Source organism: Streptomyces sp. S3(2020), assembly GCF_013044505.1.
Classification (GTDB): Bacteria; Actinomycetota; Actinomycetes; order Streptomycetales; family Streptomycetaceae; genus Streptomyces.
The window spans coordinates 1-16,473 of the sequence record NZ_JABERD010000212.1 but is presented as its reverse complement, the minus strand read 5'-3'; the positions used below and the strand labels follow the sequence as shown (position 1 = coordinate 16,473).

The window sequence follows — 16,473 nt, the reverse complement described above, 5'->3', positions numbered from 1 at the left end:
CTAATCTGGCGTTGATTTTTGGCACGCTGTTGAGTTCTCAAGGAACGGACGCTTCCTTTGTACTCACCCTCTCGGGCTTTCCTCCGGGCTTTTCCCTTCGGTCTTGCGTTTCCGACTCTATCAGACCCTTTCGGCGTCCGATTCCCTGTCGGTTGGGATTTGTCTGGGGCTTTGGGCTTTCGCCTGTCGGCCTTTCGACATTCACTACGTTAGCCCATCCGCTCGGCAACTCATAATCGAGTTCCGCGAGTTCGAATTCAGGCATGCAGGCACACCGAATTCACCCTCGCTGAGAGGATGTCGTAGGTAGTGGTTTGGCCGCCTCCGGCTGCTGACGAACGCAGTACCCGGGTCAAGCGGCTCGGGCTACATTACGCACCCCGTAAGGGCGCGTCAACTTGAGCGACGCCTCGGCGTATGGGCCCGATAAGGGCTCACCGTCGGGTCGTTGACGACCCAGAAGCGCCAGGGGTGGACGCCGCCGTCGCCGGACACTCCGGTGCGGGGACCGTTGCGTACCTGGTCGGAGGGGATCGGTGTACCGGCGAGGACCCTCAGTGGTGTGTCGCCCGAGGCGCACGCGTCCGTGCCGTTCAGGGAGCGGGCCACATCCAGGGCCGTGGCCAGGCGTGCGGGGCCTTTGGCCAGTTCCTTGTCATTTCGGGCCGAGAGTCGACGTTTACGAGCGAGCTCGGCGCCCTCGACGATCTCGCCGGCGCGGAGCAGGACCGCACTCGCCGTGCCGTCCGGGCCGCACACCAGGTTCATGCAGTGCCACATGCCGTAGGTGAAGTAGACGTACACGTGACCGGGCGGACCGAACATCACGTCATTGCGGGCGGTGCGGCCGCGATAGGCGTGGGAGCCGGGGTCGTTCTGCCCGTCGTAGGCCTCCACCTCTGTAATGCGGAGGGCGATCGGACCGTCCGGGGTGGTGCGTACGAGGATGCGGCCGACAAGGTCGGGGGCGACGTCCAGTACGGGCCGGTCGAAGAACTCGCGTGGGAGGGGCGTACGGTCGGGGGTCGCGATCATGCCGTCCGAGGGTAGTGCAGACGGGTGGCTGCAACGGGGTGGTCAGGGGGCGTTCGCCTTGCAAGGGTGAGGGCGCGGAACCGGCCACGGCCGGATCGCGTTTGTATGGATCAAGGGTCCACGCACAAGAAGCAGGACGACGTAAGAGGGAGAGTCATGGCGTTCAAGAAGCTGCTCGCGAGCCTGGGGGCCGGCGGGGCTTCGGTCGAGACGGTGCTGACCGAGGTCAATGTCGTTCCGGGTGGTGTCGTCCAGGGCGAGGTGCGGATCCAGGGTGGGTCCGTGGACCAGCAGATCGAGGGGCTGTCGGTCGGGCTTCAGGCCAAGGTCGAGGTCGAGAGCGGCGACCAGGAGTACAAGCAGGACATCGAGTTCACCAAGCAGCGGCTCGGCGGTGCCTTCGAGCTGAAGGCCGGTGCGGTGCACGCCGTGCAGTTCGGGCTCGAGATCCCGTGGGAGACGCCGGTCACGACGATCGACGGTCAGCCGCTGCGCGGGATGCACATCGGTGTGACCACGGAGCTGGAGATCGCGCGTGCGGTGGACTCCGGTGACCTGGACCCGATCAACGTGCACCCGCTGCCCGCGCAGAAGGCGATCCTGGACGCCTTCATCCAGCTGGGCTTCCGGTTCAAGAACGCGGACATGGAGCGCGGTCACATCCGGGGTACCCGGCAGAAGCTGCCGTTCTACCAGGAGATCGAGTTCTTCCCGCCGCAGCAGTACCGGGGTATCAACCAGGTCGAGCTGAGCTTCGTGGCCGATCAGAACGCCATGGACGTCGTGCTGGAGATGGACAAGAAGCCGGGGCTCTTCAGCGAGGGCAGCGACACCTTCCGTTCCTTCCAGGTGGGTCTGCACGACCACCAGAGCACCGACTGGGCGGCTTACCTCAACCAGTGGCTCTCCGAGGTCGGCAGCAAGCGCAACTGGTTCTAGGCTCGGCACTGCTGATTCCGGTAATCGATCAGGAGGTACCGAGGTGACCGAGCTGAAGCGGCGGCCTCTCCCCCATGACTTCCACCCGCCCGTCCCGTCGTTCACGGTGACGAGCGAGGACATCGCGGAAGGGGCGACGCTCAAGGACGCTCAGGTGTACGCGGCCGGCAACATCTCGCCGCAGCTGCGGTGGGAAGGCTTTCCGCCCGGGACCAAGAGCTTCGCCGTGACCTGCTACGACCCCGACGCCCCGACGGGCAGCGGGTTCTGGCACTGGGTGCTGTTCGACATTCCGGCCTCGGTGACCGAGCTGCCGGTGGGCGCGGGCAGCGGCAAGTTCGAAGGGCTGCCCGAGGGTGCCGTACAGGCACGCAACGACTACGGCAGCAAGGACTTCGGTGGGGCCGCGCCGCCTCCTGGAGATGGATCGCACCGGTACGTCTTCACGGTGTACGCCGTCGACCAGGAGAAGCTCGGGCCGGATGCCGACGCCTCTCCCGCCTACGTGGGCTTCAATCTGAGGTTCCACGCGATCGCGCGTGCGCAACTGATCGGTGAGTACGAGAACCCTGAAGAGGGCTGAACAAGCCCGACGTTCATGGAACGTTTGCCCGCCCCTGGTCTTGGAAGTGATCAGGGGCGGGCACTTTTTATTTCGTTGTCCATCTCGGCGTGCCCGGCCAGAGTTGATCCCAGCCCGCCAACGGGGTGGGCCGGTGCACACAGGAGGTGGGCTGGTTATGCGGGACACGCTGGTACTGAACGCGAGCTTCGAGCCGCTGTCGACGGTGACGTTGAACCGAGCCGTCGTTCTGGTGCTCCAGGACAAGGCCGTCGTCGAGCAGTCCCACCCCGAACTGCGTATGCGCGGAGCCGCGGTCGACATACCGGCGCCCCGGGTGATCAGGCTGTGCAGGTACGTGAGGGTGCCGTTCCGAAGACAAGCGCCGTGGTCGAGGCGGGGTGTGCTGGTCAGGGACCGGCACCGGTGCGCGTACTGCGGGCGCAGGGCGACGACTGTGGACCACGTGGTGCCGCGGGCGCAGGGTGGTCAGGACTCCTGGCTGAACACGGTGGCTTCCTGCGCGGAGGACAACCACCGTAAGGCCGACCGGACTCCGGAGCAGGCGGGTATGCCGTTGCTGCGGGCGCCGTTCGAGCCGAGTCCCGCGGACGCGATGCTGCTGTCGCTGGGGACCGAGGAGTTTCAGGCGCTGCCGGATTGGTTGGCTCGGGACGCCGCCTGATCTCGCGCAGTTCCCCACACCCCTGAGGACATCGGGGCTCGCCTTCGTCTTGAAGGCGAGCCCCGATGTCGTACAGGAGAATCCGCGTCAGTCGATCGACGGCTTCTCCCTGCGTTCTGTTCCTCCGCCGTTGCCCTGGCTGCCGCCGCCCAGGTTGCCGAAGTTGCCCATGGCGCCGGAGAGGCCCTTGAGGGCGTCGCCGATTTCGCTGGGGACGATCCAGAGCTTGTTGGCGTCGCCCTCGGCGATCTTGGGGAGCATCTGGAGGTACTGGTAGGAGAGGAGCTTCTGGTCGGGGTCGCCGGCGTGGATGGCCTCGAAGACCGTGCGGACGGCCTGGGCTTCGCCCTCCGCGCGCAGGGCCGCGGCCTTGGCCTCGCCTTCCGCGCGGAGGATCTGGGACTGCTTCTCGCCCTCGGCGGTGAGGATGGCCGCCTGGCGCGTGCCTTCCGCCGTGAGGATCGCGGCGCGCTTGTCGCGGTCGGCGCGCATCTGCTTCTCCATCGAGTCCTGGATGGAGGTCGGGGGCTCGATGGCCTTCAGTTCCACGCGGTTGACCCGGATGCCCCACTTGCCGGTCGCCTCGTCGAGGACGCCTCGCAGGGCCGCGTTGATCTCCTCGCGGGAGGTCAGGGTGCGTTCGAGGTCCATGCCACCGATGATGTTGCGGAGCGTGGTGACCGTCAGCTGCTCGATCGCCTGGATGTAGCTGGCGACTTCGTAGGTCGCGGCCCTCGCGTCGGTCACCTGGTAGTAGATGACCGTGTCGATGTTGACGACCAGGTTGTCCTGGGTGATCACCGGCTGCGGCGGGAACGGGACGACCTGTTCACGCAGGTCGATGCGGTTGCGGATGGTGTCTATGAACGGGACGACGATGTTGAGGCCCGCGTTGAGTGTCCGCGTGTAGCGGCCGAAGCGCTCGACGATCGCGGCGCTGGCCTGTGGGATGACTTGGATGGTCTTGATCAAGGCGATGAAGACCAACACCACCAGAATGATCAAAACGATGATGACCGGTTCCATCGTCGCTTCCCCGTACCTCTCTCCGCCTCGGCGCTTTCGGAAGATCTTATGGTTGTTGAAGATCTTGCTGGTCGAGTCTGACAGACCGTCGAGCAACTCGGGGGCTGTTCGGTTCAGTTGAGTCGTGCGAGGTCAGATGACGATCGCGGTCGCTCCCTCGATCTCCACGACGTCCACTTCTTGTCCTACTTCGTAGGCGCGGTCGACGTCGAGGGCGCGGGCCGACCAAACCTCGCCGCCGAGCTTGATCCGGCCGCCGGAACCGTCGACACGTTCCAGTACGACCGCCTGTTTTCCCTTCAACGCCTCCACTCCCGTGGCGAGTTGGGGGCGTTGTGCGCTGTGCCGAGCCGCGATGGGCCGTACGACGCCGATGAGGGCGACCGAGACGACGACGAAAGCGAGCACCTGCACCACCACGCCGAAGCCGAGGCCCGCGAGGACAGCGCCGGCGACGGCGCCCACCGCGAGCATGCCGAACTCCGGCATCGCCGTCATCACGAGCGGGATTCCGAGCGAGGCCGCGCCGATGAGCCACCACACCCATGCGTCGATGTCGTTCACATGGTCATGGTAGGTCCGCAAGTCCCTTTGCGGACAGGGCGCGAGGAGCGTCAGGAGAGAGGCAGGCCCTGTGCGATCCAGCGCTCGCCGACCTGCTCGACGACGAGCGGGAGACCGAAGCAGAGGGAGAGGTTGCGGGAGGTGAGTTCGAGCTCCAGGGGACCCGCGGCGAGGACCTGGCCCTGGCGGATCATGAGGACATGGGTGAAGCCGGGGGCGATCTCCTCGACGTGGTGGGTGACCATCAGCATCGAGGGGGCGATCGGGTCGCGGGCGAGGCGGCCGAGTCGGCGTACGAGGTCCTCGCGGCCGCCGAGGTCGAGGCCGGCGGCGGGCTCGTCGAGGAGCAGCAGTTCGGGGTCGGTCATCAGGGCGCGGGCGATGAGGGTGCGCTTGCGCTCGCCCTCGGAGAGCGTGCCGAACTTGCGCTCCAGGTAGTCGCTCATGCCGAGGCGGTCGAGGAAGGCGCGGGCACGCTGCTCGTCGATCTCGTCGTAGTCCTCCTGCCAGGTGGCCGTCATGCCGTACGCGGCCGTCAGCACGGTCTCCAGGACGGTCTGGCGCTTGGGGAGCTTGTCGGCCATGGCGATGCCGGCCACGCCGATGCGCGGGCGGAGCTCGAAGACGTCGGTGCCGGGCTTGCCGAGGGTCTCGCCGAGGATGGTCGCGGTGCCCTTGCTGGGGTAGAGGTAGCTGGAGGCGACGTTCAGGAGGGTGGTCTTGCCGGCGCCGTTGGGGCCGAGGATGACCCAGCGCTCGCCCTCCTTGACCGACCAGGAGACCTGGTCCACCAGAGCCCGGCCCTCACGGACCACGGATACGTCCTCAAGCTCCAGAACATCGCTCATGAGCGCGTTGTCTCCCCTTGCAGTCTGACCGGTCTCGGCGTCTCGGCGGTCGCGCGCGCGTTTGAGCGCAGCCCTCAACGAAATCTACGCCACCGGTCGGCCCGTCCAATCCATCGGTCCGGTCCTTAGGGTGGGGGCATGCTCTCGGAACCACGCTCTGGACGCCTTGCCGCTTGGGGAAATTGCCTTCTTGCCGGACTTGTCTCACCTGACGACGCCGTGCTCGCGATCGTGGGTGAGGATGCCGTGCACCGGGTGGAGGGGCTGCCGGGCGAGTCGGCGCCCGTCGGACTCACACTCGCGCTCGGGCGGTTGCGGTCGCTCAGGGTGACGGGGTTGCGCATCGCGCTGCCCGCGTCCGGGCATCCGCTCGGGCTGAGCGGGCCTCCGGAGTTCAATGCGCGGGCGCTGGAGGCCGAGGAGGCGGTGATCTGCCACGGGGCCGCGCTCGGCTTGGTGCCGGAGGTGTACGAGGCGGGGCCGTCCGGTGATGTGCATGTCGAGGTGGTGTGGCATGTGCTGCCGGTGCGGGAGGCGCCGCCCGCGGATGTGCCGTCGCTGGGCGAGGCCGAGCGGGAGCTGGCGGAGGCGTTGCGGGACGCGACGGATGTGCTGACGCGGCTGGACGTGGCCGGGTCGGGGCCGGTGGCCGCGGCGGCGATCGATGCGTATCGGGCGCGGTCCGAGCGGGGGCGGGAGGTGCTCGCGCCGGGGTATCCGCCTCGGGCGGTGCGGGTGCTGGAGCTTGCGCAGCGGGTGGGGTTGTTGATCTCCGTGGCCGCTGAGAACGGCCACGGGGGTGCGGTGAGCGCCGGTGAGATGGCGGCGCGCTCCGAGGCGTTGCGGCCGGTCGAGCGGACGGCTCGGCGGGCTCAGGTCGCCGCGTACAACGCGTATGTGGAGGAGCGGGAGCGGGGGGTGCGGTAGCGGGCAGGTCCGGCGGCGTGGGTGTGCCACTGATCGCGGGCCGCGCCGAGCACACCGAAGGGCTCCGCGAATCGCCCTTGATTCGCGGAGCCCTTCGTCGGTCGGGAACCGACGTCAGTCGTTCGAGCCCTCGTTGCCGAAGGAGGGGTTGAGCAGGCCGATGACGTCGACCGCGTTGCCGACGACGTTGACGGGGACGTGGACGGGAACCTGGACCAGGTTGCCCGAGGCGACGCCCGGCGACTTCACGGCCGCGCCCTCGGCACCCGAGTCGGCGACAGCGGCACCGGCAGCGGCACCCGTGGCGATACCGGCGACGGTGAGGGCCACGGCGGCCTTCTTGGCGATGTTCATGAGAAGCGTTCCTCCTGCGTTTGCGTAACCGACCCGGCCGCGGGTCGTGCGCTGATCAACGCGGGAGCGTGCGGGAACGGTACGGAAGGTGGGCCGCAACTGCCCGTTCGGATCATTGGGCGGACAAACTGACCGGCCCCCCAGGAGTGAGTGCCCGGGAGGCCGGAGGTCACTGCCGCTCCGTGGTGGAGGTCAGCGGTTGATGCCGAGGTTGCCGAACGCGGGGTTCAGGACACCGATGACATTCACGCTGTTGCCGACCACGTTCACCGGAACGTGCACCGGGGCCTGGACGAGGTTGCCCGAGATGACGCCGGGCGAGCCCACGGCCTTGCCGTCGGCGTGCGAGCCGTCGGTGGCGGAGGCCATACCGGCACCGGCGGCGACCAGCCCGCCGGCCACCATCGTCACGGCCGCTACCTTCTTCAGGTTCTTCACTTCTGAGCCCCTCCTAGCGATTGCCGCGGCAGTCGCCGCAGCACGCACTGGAGAACGGTGGAGATCCACGAAGGATGCGCCATCCGGGGGACATTCCCACGACGGTATGAATCTCAGTCCGGAGCGGAACCCTCCGTATTGCCGTCCGCCCCGTGGATCAACCGGCCACTCCATGACGTACCGCCCACAGCGCGGCCTGGGTGCGGTCCGCCAGGTCGAGTTTCATCAGGATGTTCGAGACGTGGGTCTTGACGGTCTTCTCGGACAGGACGAGGGCGCGGGCGATCTCACGGTTCGAGCGGCCGTCCGCTATCAGGCCGAGGACCTCGCGCTCGCGTTCCGTGAGCGAACCCGCCCTGCCCTGGCCGTTGTTGGCCTCCTCCTGGGAGAGCAGGGCACCCGCGACCTCCGGCTGGAGCAGGATGTGCCCGGCGTGGACGGAGCGGATGGCGCCCGCGAGGGCGTCCGGGTCGACGTCCTTGTAGACGTAACCGGCGGCGCCCGCGCGCAGCGCCGGGACCACCGTGCGCTGTTCGGTGAAGCTGGTGACGATCAGCACGCGCGCGGGGTTGTCCAGTTCGCGGAGCTTGCGCAGCGCGTCGACGCCGTCCATGCCCGGCATCTTGACGTCCATGAGGACGACGTCGGGTTTGAGTTCCTCGGCGCGGGCGACCCCTTCGGCGCCGTCGGCGGCCTCGCCGACGACCTCGATGTCGTCCTGTACTTCGAGGAAGGTGCGCAGTCCGCGGCGGACCACCTGGTGGTCGTCGACGAGCAGCACCTTGATTGCGTCAGCCACCAGGGACCTCCATCTCGATGGTGGTGCCCTTGCCGGGCGCCGATTCCACGGTCAGCGCGCCGCCGACCCCGCCGGCCCGGTCCCGCATGGAGACCAGTCCGAGGTGGCGGCCCGCTCGACGGGTCTGCTGCGGGTCGAAGCCGCTGCCGTCGTCGGTGACCCGCAGCACGACTCCGCCGTCGCGCCGGGCCAGTGTCACGTCGACCTGTTCGGCTCCGGAGTGCCGCAGGGCGTTGTGCAGGGCCTCCTGGGCGACGCGCAGGACGGCTTCCTCCTGGGAGGCGGGCAGGGCGCGGACGCCAGAGCTGTCGAAGGTCACGTGCGCGGTGTGGGCGCGGTCCAGGACATGGACCTGGGTGCGCAGGGTGGCGACGAGGCCGTCCTCGTCGAGGGCCGCGGGGCGCAGCTCCACTACGGCGCCGCGCAGTTCGTCGGCGGCCTCGGCGGCGAGCGCGGCGACCTGTTGCAGCTCGCCCTTGGCGCGGGAGGGGTCACGGTCGACGAGGGCGGCGGCGGCCTGTGCGGTGAGGCGCAGGGAGAACAGTTTCTGGGCGACCGCGTCGTGCAGTTCGTGTGCCAGGCGGGAGCGTTCCTCGGCGATGGTCAGCTCGCGGCTGCGCTCGTACAGGCGGGCGTTGGTCAGGGCGATCGCGGCGTGCTGGGCGAGGATGGAGAGCAGTTCCTCGTCCTCCGCGGTGAAGCCGCAGCCGCCGTCCGGCTTGTGGCAGTTCTTGTTGGCCAGGAACAGGGCGCCGATGACCTCGTCGCCGTCGCGGATGGGCAGGCCCAGGAAGTCGGACATGTCGGGGTGGGCCGAGGGCCAGCCCTCGAAGCGGGGGTCCTTGCGTACGTCGGCGAGGCGTTCGACCTTCGCCTCCTGGAGCATCGCGGCGAGGATGCCGTGCTGGCGCGGGAGCGGGCCGATGGCCTTCCACTGCTGGTCGCTGACGCCGTCGACCACGAACTGGGCGAAGCCTCCGTGGTCGTCCGGGACACCGAGTGCCGCGTACTGCGCGTCGAGCAGCTCGCGGGCCGAGGCGACGATCGTCTTGAGGACGTCGCGCACCTCGAGGTGCCTGCTCATGGCCAGCAGCGCGGAGCTCACCGCCGCCAGGCCGGACCTGGGTCCTTGACTCATGCCCTCACGGTACCGGCGGGGTGTGACAGTCCGTATCGGACCTGTGGCGGCGACCGCCTAGGGCGGTGGGCCTAGGGCGAAGGGCCCCATCGGCTCGCGACCCGCGTCCGACGCGGCCGGGGCGGTCCGGTTCCTACGTTGGGATCACGCCGATGAGAAGGCGTCGGGAACGACGAGGGGACGTGGTCATGTCGGTAGCGGTCATCACGGGGGCCTCGAAGGGTCTGGGGCGGGCGCTCGCCGGGGCGCTGGCCGCGCGCGGCTGGGATCTGGTGCTCGACGCCAGAGGCGCGGGGGCCCTGCGGGAAGTGGCGGAGGAGCTGGAGAAGTACGGCGCGCGGGTGGCGGCGCTGCCGGGGGACGTCACGGACGCCGGGCACCGGGCCGATCTGGTGGCGGCCGCGGCGCGGTTCGGCGGGGTCGATCTGGTGGTGAGCAACGCCAGCGCGCTGGGCGCCGAGCCGCTCGTACGGCTGGACGCGTTGCCCCTGGAGGGGCTGCGGCGGGCTCTGGAGGTGAACGTCGTGGCCGCGCTGGGTCTGGTCCAGGAGGCGCTGCCGCTGCTGCGGGCGTCCGGGATCGGGACGGTGATCGCGGTCAGTTCGGACGCGGCCGCCGAGGCATATGAGACGTGGGGCGGCTACGGGGCCTCGAAGGCGGCCCTGGACCACCTCGTGGCGGTGCTGGGCGAGGAGGAGCCCGGGCTGCGGGTCTGGGCGGTCGACCCCGGGGACATGGCCACGGAGCTGTGCGCGGCGGCCGTTCCGGACGACGAGGAACCGCGGCCCGACCCGGCCGACGTGGTCCCCGGCTTCCTGCGGCTGCTCGACGAGCGGCCGGTGAGCGGCCGGTACACCGCGCCCGCGCTGGTGGAGGGGCGATGACGACGGCCCTGCACGTCCCGGAGGAGCTGTCCGCCCGGATCCCGGCCGAGCAGCGTGGGCCGGGGCTGGACCGGGACGCCGTACGGCTGCTCGTGTCCCGCGGTACCGAGGTGGCGCACCACGCCTTCGCGGAGCTGCCGCGGCTGCTGCGGGCCGGGGATCTGCTCGTCGTCAACACGTCGCCGACGCTGGCCGCTGCCGTGGACGGACGGATCGGGCACGCACGCGTGGTGGTGCACTTCTCCACGCGCGGGGACGACGGCCGGTGGGCGGTCGAGCTGCGGGACCCCGACGAGCGGGGCACCACGCGTGCGCGTGCGGGCGGACCCGAGGGTACGGAGGTGCGGTTGCCCGGGGGCATGCGGCTGCGGCTGGAGGAGCCGCTGAGCGCGGTGGGTGGGCGGCTGTGGTGGGCGCGGGTGTCGGGGGCCGGGGGCTCCAGGACCGCCACCGAGGCCGTGGACGGGCTGACCACCGTGTCCGGGCAGGCCGGCGCCGGAGCCCGCGTCGGCGGTCTGCTGCGGGAGTACGGGCGGCCCATCCGCTACTCCTACACCGAGCGCGATCAGCCTCTCTCCGTCTACCAGACCGTGTTCGCGCTGCCCTCGTCCGACGGGGCCGGCAGTGCGGAGATGCCGAGTGCCGCCCGGCCTTTCACAGCGCGGCTGGTGGCGGAGCTGGTGAGTCGGGGGGTGCAGTTCGCGCCGGTCACGCTGCATACCGGGGTGGCGTCGGCGGAGGCGCACGAGGCGCCGTATCCGGAGCGGTTCGCGGTGCCGGAGGCGTCGGCGCGGCTGATCAACGCCGTGAAGGCGGGGGACGGCCGGGTCGTCGCCGTCGGGACGACCGCCGTACGGGCCGTGGAGTCGGCGGTCGGCGCCGACGGGGCCGTACGCGCGCGTGCGGGGTGGACGGATCTCGTGGTGACCCCGGAGCGCGGGGTGCGGGTGGTGGACGGGCTGCTGACCGGGCTGCACGAGCCGGAGGCCTCGCATCTGCTGATGCTGGAGGCGGTGGCCGGACGGGCGGCGATCGACCGCGCGTACACGGAGGCGCTGCGCGGGCTGTACCTGTGGCACGAGTTCGGGGACGTGCATCTCATCCTCCCGGAGGAGAGTCCTCACACAGAGCATTGCTGTCGCAACTGCTGGTGAGACTGCTACGCCTCCGATGTGAGCCCGCACATAGGGCGCACATCACGTACGAAGGTGAATAGGAGATAAAGCCGTCCTCGGTGAGCGGGGCAGACGTTCCTGTCTGTCCCGTTTTGCCCTTCCCCGGTCAACTACCCGGGATCGTACGTCACACCTTTGCCACACATTTTTGCGGCCGCTAAGAATGGCAGCCGTCGCTCACCGCCGCGGGTTCCGCCCGCGGCTTTTGCACGAAGAGCGGCCTCCGCGCTATTCGAAGAGGTCCCCGCATGTCCAAGAAGAGCCACAGTCGCGCGCTGACCAAGCGCCACAAGGTCGCCCTCGCCGGTGTCGCCACGCTCGGCGCCGCCGCCCTCGCGTTCTCCGCGGTTCCCAGCAACGCGGAGACGACCACGAGCGAGGCCGCCTCCTCGGCGAAGGTCGCCTACAGCTCGGAGCAGCTCAAGGGCCTCCAGTCGGACGTGACCGAGCAGCTCGCGGACTCCAGCCTTCAGACCCAGGCCGCCGAGGCCGCCGCCGCGAAGAAGGCCGCCGCCAAGGCCGCCTCCGAGGCCGCCGCGAAGAAGAAGGCGGCCGCCGAGGCCGCGGCCGAGAAGAAGGCCGAGCGGGAGCGCGCGGCGAAGGAGGCCGCGAGCCGGTCCGCCAAGCGCGCCACGGTGAAGGCCGCCGCCACGAAGTCCTACGCCAACAACCTGGACGGCTGGATCAAGGAGTCCCTGGACATCATGAAGTCCAAGGGCATCCCGGGTACCTACAACGGCCTGTACCGCAACATCATGCGGGAGTCCTCGGGCAACCCGAACGCGATCAACAACTGGGACGTCAACGCCATCAACGGCACCCCGTCGATCGGCCTGCTCCAGATCATCAAGCCGACCTTCGACGCGTACCACGTCTCCGGCACCCCCTTCAGCCAGTACGACCCGGTCGCCAACATCGTCGCCAGCGCCAACTACGCCGCCGACAAGTACGGCTCGATCGACAACGTCAACGGCGCGTACTGAGGCCGCGCGGACCTCTCGTACGCCTGCCCGAGGCGAAGCACGCCAGGCAACGCATGCCGAAGGGCGGCACCCCCACCGGGGTGCCGCCCTTCGGCGTCGTACGGACGCGACTACTTGCGCATGACCTCGGGCTCGTGGCGGCGCAGGAAGCGGGCCACGAAGAAGCCGCAGATCACGCCCAGGATGATCAGGGCGACCATGTCCATGCCCCAGGCACCGGCGGTGTGCTCCCACAGCGGGTCGTTGGAGCTGCCCTCCTCGGGCGGGCTGATCTTGTTGAAGTCCAGCGTGGCGCCGGCCGCGCCCACCGCCCAGCGCGAGGGCATCAGGTACGAGAACTGGTTGACGCCGACCGCGCCGTTCAGGGCGAAGAGGCAGCCGGTGAACACGACCTGGATGATCGCGAACATGACCAGCAGCGGCATGGTCTTCTCGGCCGTCTTCACCAGCGAGGAGATGATCAGGCCGAACATCATCGAGGTGAAGCCCAGCGCCATGATCGGGATGCAGAGCTCGATCAGGGGCGCGCCCTTGAAGATCAGGCCCTCTTCGGGGATCTCCCGGCTGGCGAAGCCGATGACACCGACCATCAGGCCCTGGAGCACGGTGACCACACCGAGCACGAAGACCTTGGACATCAGGTACGCGGAACGGGACAGGCCGGTGGCACGTTCCCGCTCGTAGATGACCCGTTCCTTGATCAGCTCACGGACGGAGTTCGCGGCGCCGGCGAAGCAGGCGCCCACCGCGAGGATCAGCAGGACCGTGGTGGCCGTGCCGTTCGGGATGATCCGGCCCTGTGCGTTGGCCGGGTTGGGCAGCAGGCTATTGCCCGAGTCGATGAGCAGGCTGACCGAGCCGAGGACGAGCGGCAGGATCACCGTCAGGGCCAGGAAGCCCTTGTCCGAGGCGATGACCGAGACGTAGCGGCGCACCAGTGTGACGAACTGGCCCATCCAGCCCTGGGGCTTCGGCGGCCTCATCGCCTGCATCGGCGGCATCTGTACGGACTGCGGTGCGATCGCGTCGATGTCCGCGGCGTACATCTGGTAGTGCTGCGAGCCCTTCCAGCGTCCGGCCCAGTCGTAGTCGCGGTAGTTCTCGAAGGCGGAGAAGACGTCGGCCCAGGTGTCGTAGCCGAAGAAGTTCAGCGCCTCCTCGGGCGGGCCGAAGTAGGCGACCGCACCGCCGGGAGCCATCACGAGGAGCTTGTCGCAGATCGCGAGCTCGGCCACGGAGTGGGTGACGACGAGGACGGTGCGGCCGTCGTCGGCGAGGCCGCGCAGCAGCTGCATGACGTCGCGGTCCATGCCCGGGTCGAGGCCCGAGGTGGGCTCGTCCAGAAAGATCAGCGACGGCTTGGTGAGCAGTTCCAGGGCCACCGAGACACGCTTGCGCTGGCCACCGGAGAGGGAGGTGACCTTCTTCTCCTTGTGGATGTCCAGCTTCAGCTCGCGCAGCACCTCGTCGATACGGGCGTCGCGCTCGGCGCCGGTCGTGTCGGCGGGGAAGCGGAGCTTGGCCGCGTACTTGAGGGCCTTCTTGACGGTCAGCTCCTTGTGCAGGATGTCGTCCTGCGGGACCAGACCGATGCGCTGGCGCAGCTCGGCGAACTGCTTGTAGAGGTTCCGGTTGTCGTAGAGGACGTCGCCCTGGTTGGCGGGACGGTAGCCCGTCAGCGCCTTGAGCAGCGTCGACTTGCCGGATCCGGACGGGCCGATGACCGCGATCAGCGACTTCTCCGGGACGCCGAAGGAGACGTCCTTGAGGATCTGCTTGCCGCCGTCGACGGTCACCGTCAGATGGCGGGCCGAGAAGGAGACCTCACCGGTGTCGACGAACTCCTCTAGGCGGTCGCCCACGATCCGGAACGTCGAGTGACCGACACCGACGATGTCCGTCGGGCCGAGCAGGATCGAGCCGCCCTTGGCGATCGGCTGGCCGTTGACGTAGGTGCCGTTGTGCGAGCCGAGGTCGCGGATCTCCATACGGCCGTCGGGCGTCGAGTGGAACTCGGCGTGGTGACGGGAGACCTGCAGGTCGGAGACGACCAGTTCGTTCTCCAGGGCACGACCGATCCGCATCACGCGGCCGATCGAGAACTGGTGGAACGTGGTCGGGCTGCGGTCGCCGTAGACCGGCGGCGCCCCCGCGCCGACGCCGGGGCCCTGCTGCTGCGGAACCTGCGCGGCGGGCTGCTGCCAGCCGGCCTGCGGGGCTTGCTGCTGCGGCGCCTGCTGGGCCCAGCCGGGGTTCGCGGCCGGAGCGGCCTGAGCGCCCTGACCCCCCTGTGCTCCCTGGGCGGCGTACGGCTGCTGCTGCGGCTGCGCGGCCGGGGCCGCGGTGCCGGACAGGCTCACCCGCGGGCCGTCGGTCGCGTTGCCGAGGTGCACCGCCGAGCCGGAGCCGAGCTCCAGCTGATGGATCCGCTGACCCTGCACGAACGTGCCGTTCGTGGAGCCGTGGTCCTCGATGGCCCAACTGCGGCCGTTCCAGCTGATCGTGGCGTGCCGCCAGGACACCCTGGCGTCGTCGAGCACGATGTCACCCTGCGGATCGCGTCCGAGGGTGTAGGGCCTGGACGGGTCGAGCGTCCAGGTACGTCCATTCAATTCCAGTACGAGTTCCGGCACTCCATGCCCCATGAGTAGTCCCCCGAGTTACCCCCAACACAGGGAGTCTAGGGATGTCGAACATCGTCGGGAACTATTTCAGGCTCCGCCCCCTGACCGAAAGTCGGGCCTTGTGAAGACCACGCGCACACGCTTCGACCGGTTCCGTTGACGGGGTTGAAACCGACCCGGAGAGTGGTAATCCACGCGAGGGGGACATGCGCGGCGATCGGCCGCGCCGCGGATCGGGGGGTCTGCCATGAGCGCGTCCATGAGTATCGGGACCACGAAGCACGGCTCGAAGTTGCCGTGGGGGGACATCCTGCTGTCCGCGATCGCCGCCGTGAGCTGGGCGTTGATCGGGATGGCGGGCGTCGCCGCACTCGGCCTGCACCTGCTGGAGGCCGACACGACGGCATCGCTCGGCCCGATGACCGCGGCGGTAGTGGCGCTCGGGGCGGGTGGTTCGGTGACACCGTCCGGCGATGTGTCCGCTTTCGGACTGACGGGAGCGGAGGCGGCGACGGCCATCGAGATCACGCCACTGGGTGTCGGTCTGGTCGGTGCGCTCCTTTTGTCATGGTTCTTCCTACGGTCCTTACGGGCGGCCGGGGTTGTCGTCGCACCGGCCGAACTCCTCGCGCGCGCGGGTGCGGTGGTCGCGCTCTTCGTGGCCACGCTGGGCGGGCTGGCCTGGGCGGGTCACGACATCATCACGATCGACGGCGGTGCGCTCGGCCTGGACAACCTTCCCGGCGGCGGCGGAGGAGGAGGCGGGGGTCTGGAGATCCCGGGCCTCGGCGATGTCGGGGACATCGGTGGACTGCTCCCGGACCAGATCGGTGACCTGGTCGACGCGAAGGCGGCGGTCGGCTTCACGGTGGACACGGTGCCGACGCTGCTCGGGGGCCTGCTCTGGTCGGCCGGCGTCCTGCTGATCGCGCTCCTGGCCTCGCGCCGCACACCGTTGCCTCGTGGCTGGGAAGCGGTGCACCGCGTCGTACGCCCGGCGGTGTCCGCCCTGGTGACCGTCCTGCTGGTCGCGGTCGCGGCGGGGCTCGCGGCGGCGGCGTACGCCTCGATCGGCGACGACCACCCGAAGCGGATCGCGGGCGCGGCGCTGCTGGGCACGCCCAACGGCACCTGGCTGGGCATCCCGATCGGCCTGTTCGTGCCGTGGGACGGCCGCGCGACCGGTCCGCTGGCCACCTTCCTCCCGGACCCCCTGGACGACCTCCTGAGCTCCGAGCGCGACCAGTCCGTGTCGCTGTCGCGGCTGGCGGAGCTGGACGGACGGGTGTGGCTGCTGGGGGTCGCGGCGGCGATGATGCTGCTGCTGGCGGGGGTGCTGACGGCGGTGCGGACGCCGGTGGGGGTACCTGTCCCGGGATCGGCGCAGGCCGGGGGCGGTGTCGGGGAACCGGCGGGTGAGAGGGGGGGTGTTATAGACAACTGAAGGGGCGGGGGAGGGGGAGAGGGGCGGGGGGGGGGGTGGGGGGAGAGG

At 69.4% G+C, this 16,473-nt stretch carries 16 protein-coding genes and 1 pseudogene; 8 read left to right on the top strand and 9 right to left on the bottom strand.

Features of this window, described 5'->3' with window-relative positions; all coding sequences use genetic code 11:
- Positions 1-393: 393 nt before the first annotated feature.
- On the bottom strand, positions 394-1,035 hold the full coding sequence (locus HLK59_RS40390; protein ID WP_171146635.1) for a DNA-3-methyladenine glycosylase: 642 nt from the start codon (positions 1,033-1,035) through the stop codon (positions 394-396).
- A gap of 156 nt (positions 1,036-1,191) precedes the next feature.
- Here HLK59_RS40390 and HLK59_RS40385 point away from each other — a divergent pair, with 156 nt between their 5' ends.
- From HLK59_RS40385 to HLK59_RS40375, 3 genes are all read left to right on the top strand, one after another.
- Positions 1,192-1,974 carry a sporulation protein gene (locus HLK59_RS40385; protein WP_171146634.1) on the top strand — a complete coding sequence of 261 codons (783 nt, stop codon included), beginning with the start codon at positions 1,192-1,194 and terminating at the stop codon, positions 1,972-1,974.
- A gap of 43 nt (positions 1,975-2,017) precedes the next feature.
- Positions 2,018-2,557 carry a YbhB/YbcL family Raf kinase inhibitor-like protein gene (locus tag HLK59_RS40380; RefSeq protein WP_171146633.1) on the top strand — a complete coding sequence of 180 codons (540 nt, stop codon included), beginning with the start codon at positions 2,018-2,020 and terminating at the stop codon, positions 2,555-2,557.
- A 157-nt stretch (positions 2,558-2,714) separates the two neighbouring features.
- A complete protein-coding gene (locus HLK59_RS40375) occupies positions 2,715-3,221 on the top strand; it encodes an HNH endonuclease (protein WP_171146632.1) in 507 nt (168 codons plus the stop codon).
- A gap of 87 nt (positions 3,222-3,308) precedes the next feature.
- Here HLK59_RS40375 and HLK59_RS40370 read toward each other — a convergent pair whose 3' ends face one another.
- The 3 genes from HLK59_RS40370 to HLK59_RS40360 form a co-directional block, all read right to left on the bottom strand.
- A complete protein-coding gene (locus tag HLK59_RS40370; RefSeq protein ID WP_171146631.1) occupies positions 3,309-4,247 on the bottom strand; it encodes an SPFH domain-containing protein in 939 nt (312 codons plus the stop codon).
- 132 nt (positions 4,248-4,379) lie between these two features.
- Positions 4,380-4,811, bottom strand: coding sequence for an NfeD family protein (locus tag HLK59_RS40365; protein WP_171146630.1), 432 nt, complete (start codon positions 4,809-4,811; stop codon positions 4,380-4,382).
- Positions 4,812-4,861: 50 nt separating this feature from the next.
- Positions 4,862-5,659, bottom strand: a complete 798-nt coding sequence (locus HLK59_RS40360) for an ABC transporter ATP-binding protein (RefSeq protein WP_171146629.1) — start codon at positions 5,657-5,659, stop codon at positions 4,862-4,864.
- Positions 5,660-5,797: 138 nt separating this feature from the next.
- Between HLK59_RS40360 and HLK59_RS40355 the strand changes: the two genes are divergently transcribed.
- A complete protein-coding gene (locus tag HLK59_RS40355; protein ID WP_171146628.1) occupies positions 5,798-6,586 on the top strand; it encodes a hypothetical protein in 789 nt (262 codons plus the stop codon).
- Between the two features lie 114 nt (positions 6,587-6,700).
- Here the strand turns inward: HLK59_RS40355 and HLK59_RS40350 are convergent, their stop codons facing one another.
- From HLK59_RS40350 to HLK59_RS40335, 4 genes are all read right to left on the bottom strand, one after another.
- On the bottom strand, positions 6,701-6,940 hold the full coding sequence (locus HLK59_RS40350; RefSeq protein WP_171146627.1) for a chaplin: 240 nt from the start codon (positions 6,938-6,940) through the stop codon (positions 6,701-6,703).
- A 192-nt stretch (positions 6,941-7,132) separates the two neighbouring features.
- The gene (gene chpE, locus HLK59_RS40345; protein WP_171146626.1) at positions 7,133-7,378 is read right to left on the bottom strand and encodes a chaplin ChpE; all 246 of its coding nucleotides are present in this window, start codon (positions 7,376-7,378) and stop codon (positions 7,133-7,135) included.
- A 157-nt stretch (positions 7,379-7,535) separates the two neighbouring features.
- Positions 7,536-8,177, bottom strand: a complete 642-nt coding sequence (locus HLK59_RS40340; protein WP_171146625.1) for a response regulator transcription factor — start codon at positions 8,175-8,177, stop codon at positions 7,536-7,538.
- Positions 8,170-9,315 (bottom strand): GAF domain-containing sensor histidine kinase, encoded by a 1,146-nt coding sequence (locus tag HLK59_RS40335; RefSeq protein WP_171146624.1) that lies wholly within the window; start codon positions 9,313-9,315, stop codon positions 8,170-8,172. The genes HLK59_RS40340 and HLK59_RS40335 overlap by 8 nt, the downstream gene beginning before the upstream one ends.
- A gap of 188 nt (positions 9,316-9,503) precedes the next feature.
- Between HLK59_RS40335 and HLK59_RS40330 the strand changes: the two genes are divergently transcribed.
- The 3 genes from HLK59_RS40330 to HLK59_RS40320 all read left to right on the top strand — a co-directional run bounded on the left by HLK59_RS40330 (position 9,504) and on the right by HLK59_RS40320 (position 12,357).
- Positions 9,504-10,199: an SDR family NAD(P)-dependent oxidoreductase gene (locus HLK59_RS40330; protein WP_171146623.1), complete on the top strand. Its 696-nt coding sequence runs from the start codon at positions 9,504-9,506 to the stop codon at positions 10,197-10,199.
- Positions 10,196-11,353 carry an S-adenosylmethionine:tRNA ribosyltransferase-isomerase gene (locus HLK59_RS40325; RefSeq protein WP_171146622.1) on the top strand — a complete coding sequence of 386 codons (1,158 nt, stop codon included), beginning with the start codon at positions 10,196-10,198 and terminating at the stop codon, positions 11,351-11,353. The genes HLK59_RS40330 and HLK59_RS40325 overlap by 4 nt, the downstream gene beginning before the upstream one ends.
- 269 nt (positions 11,354-11,622) lie before the next feature.
- The gene (locus HLK59_RS40320) at positions 11,623-12,357 is read left to right on the top strand and encodes a transglycosylase SLT domain-containing protein (RefSeq protein ID WP_171146621.1); all 735 of its coding nucleotides are present in this window, start codon (positions 11,623-11,625) and stop codon (positions 12,355-12,357) included.
- A gap of 110 nt (positions 12,358-12,467) precedes the next feature.
- Here the strand turns inward: HLK59_RS40320 and HLK59_RS40315 are convergent, their stop codons facing one another.
- Entirely contained in the window at positions 12,468-15,002 is a 2,535-nt protein-coding gene (locus tag HLK59_RS40315) for an FHA domain-containing protein (RefSeq protein ID WP_171146620.1), read from the bottom strand.
- Positions 15,003-15,228: 226 nt separating this feature from the next.
- Here HLK59_RS40315 and HLK59_RS40310 point away from each other — a divergent pair.
- Positions 15,229-16,347 (top strand): annotated as a pseudogene (locus HLK59_RS40310) (streptophobe family protein); the annotation flags it as partial.
- Positions 16,348-16,473 lie beyond the last annotated feature (126 nt).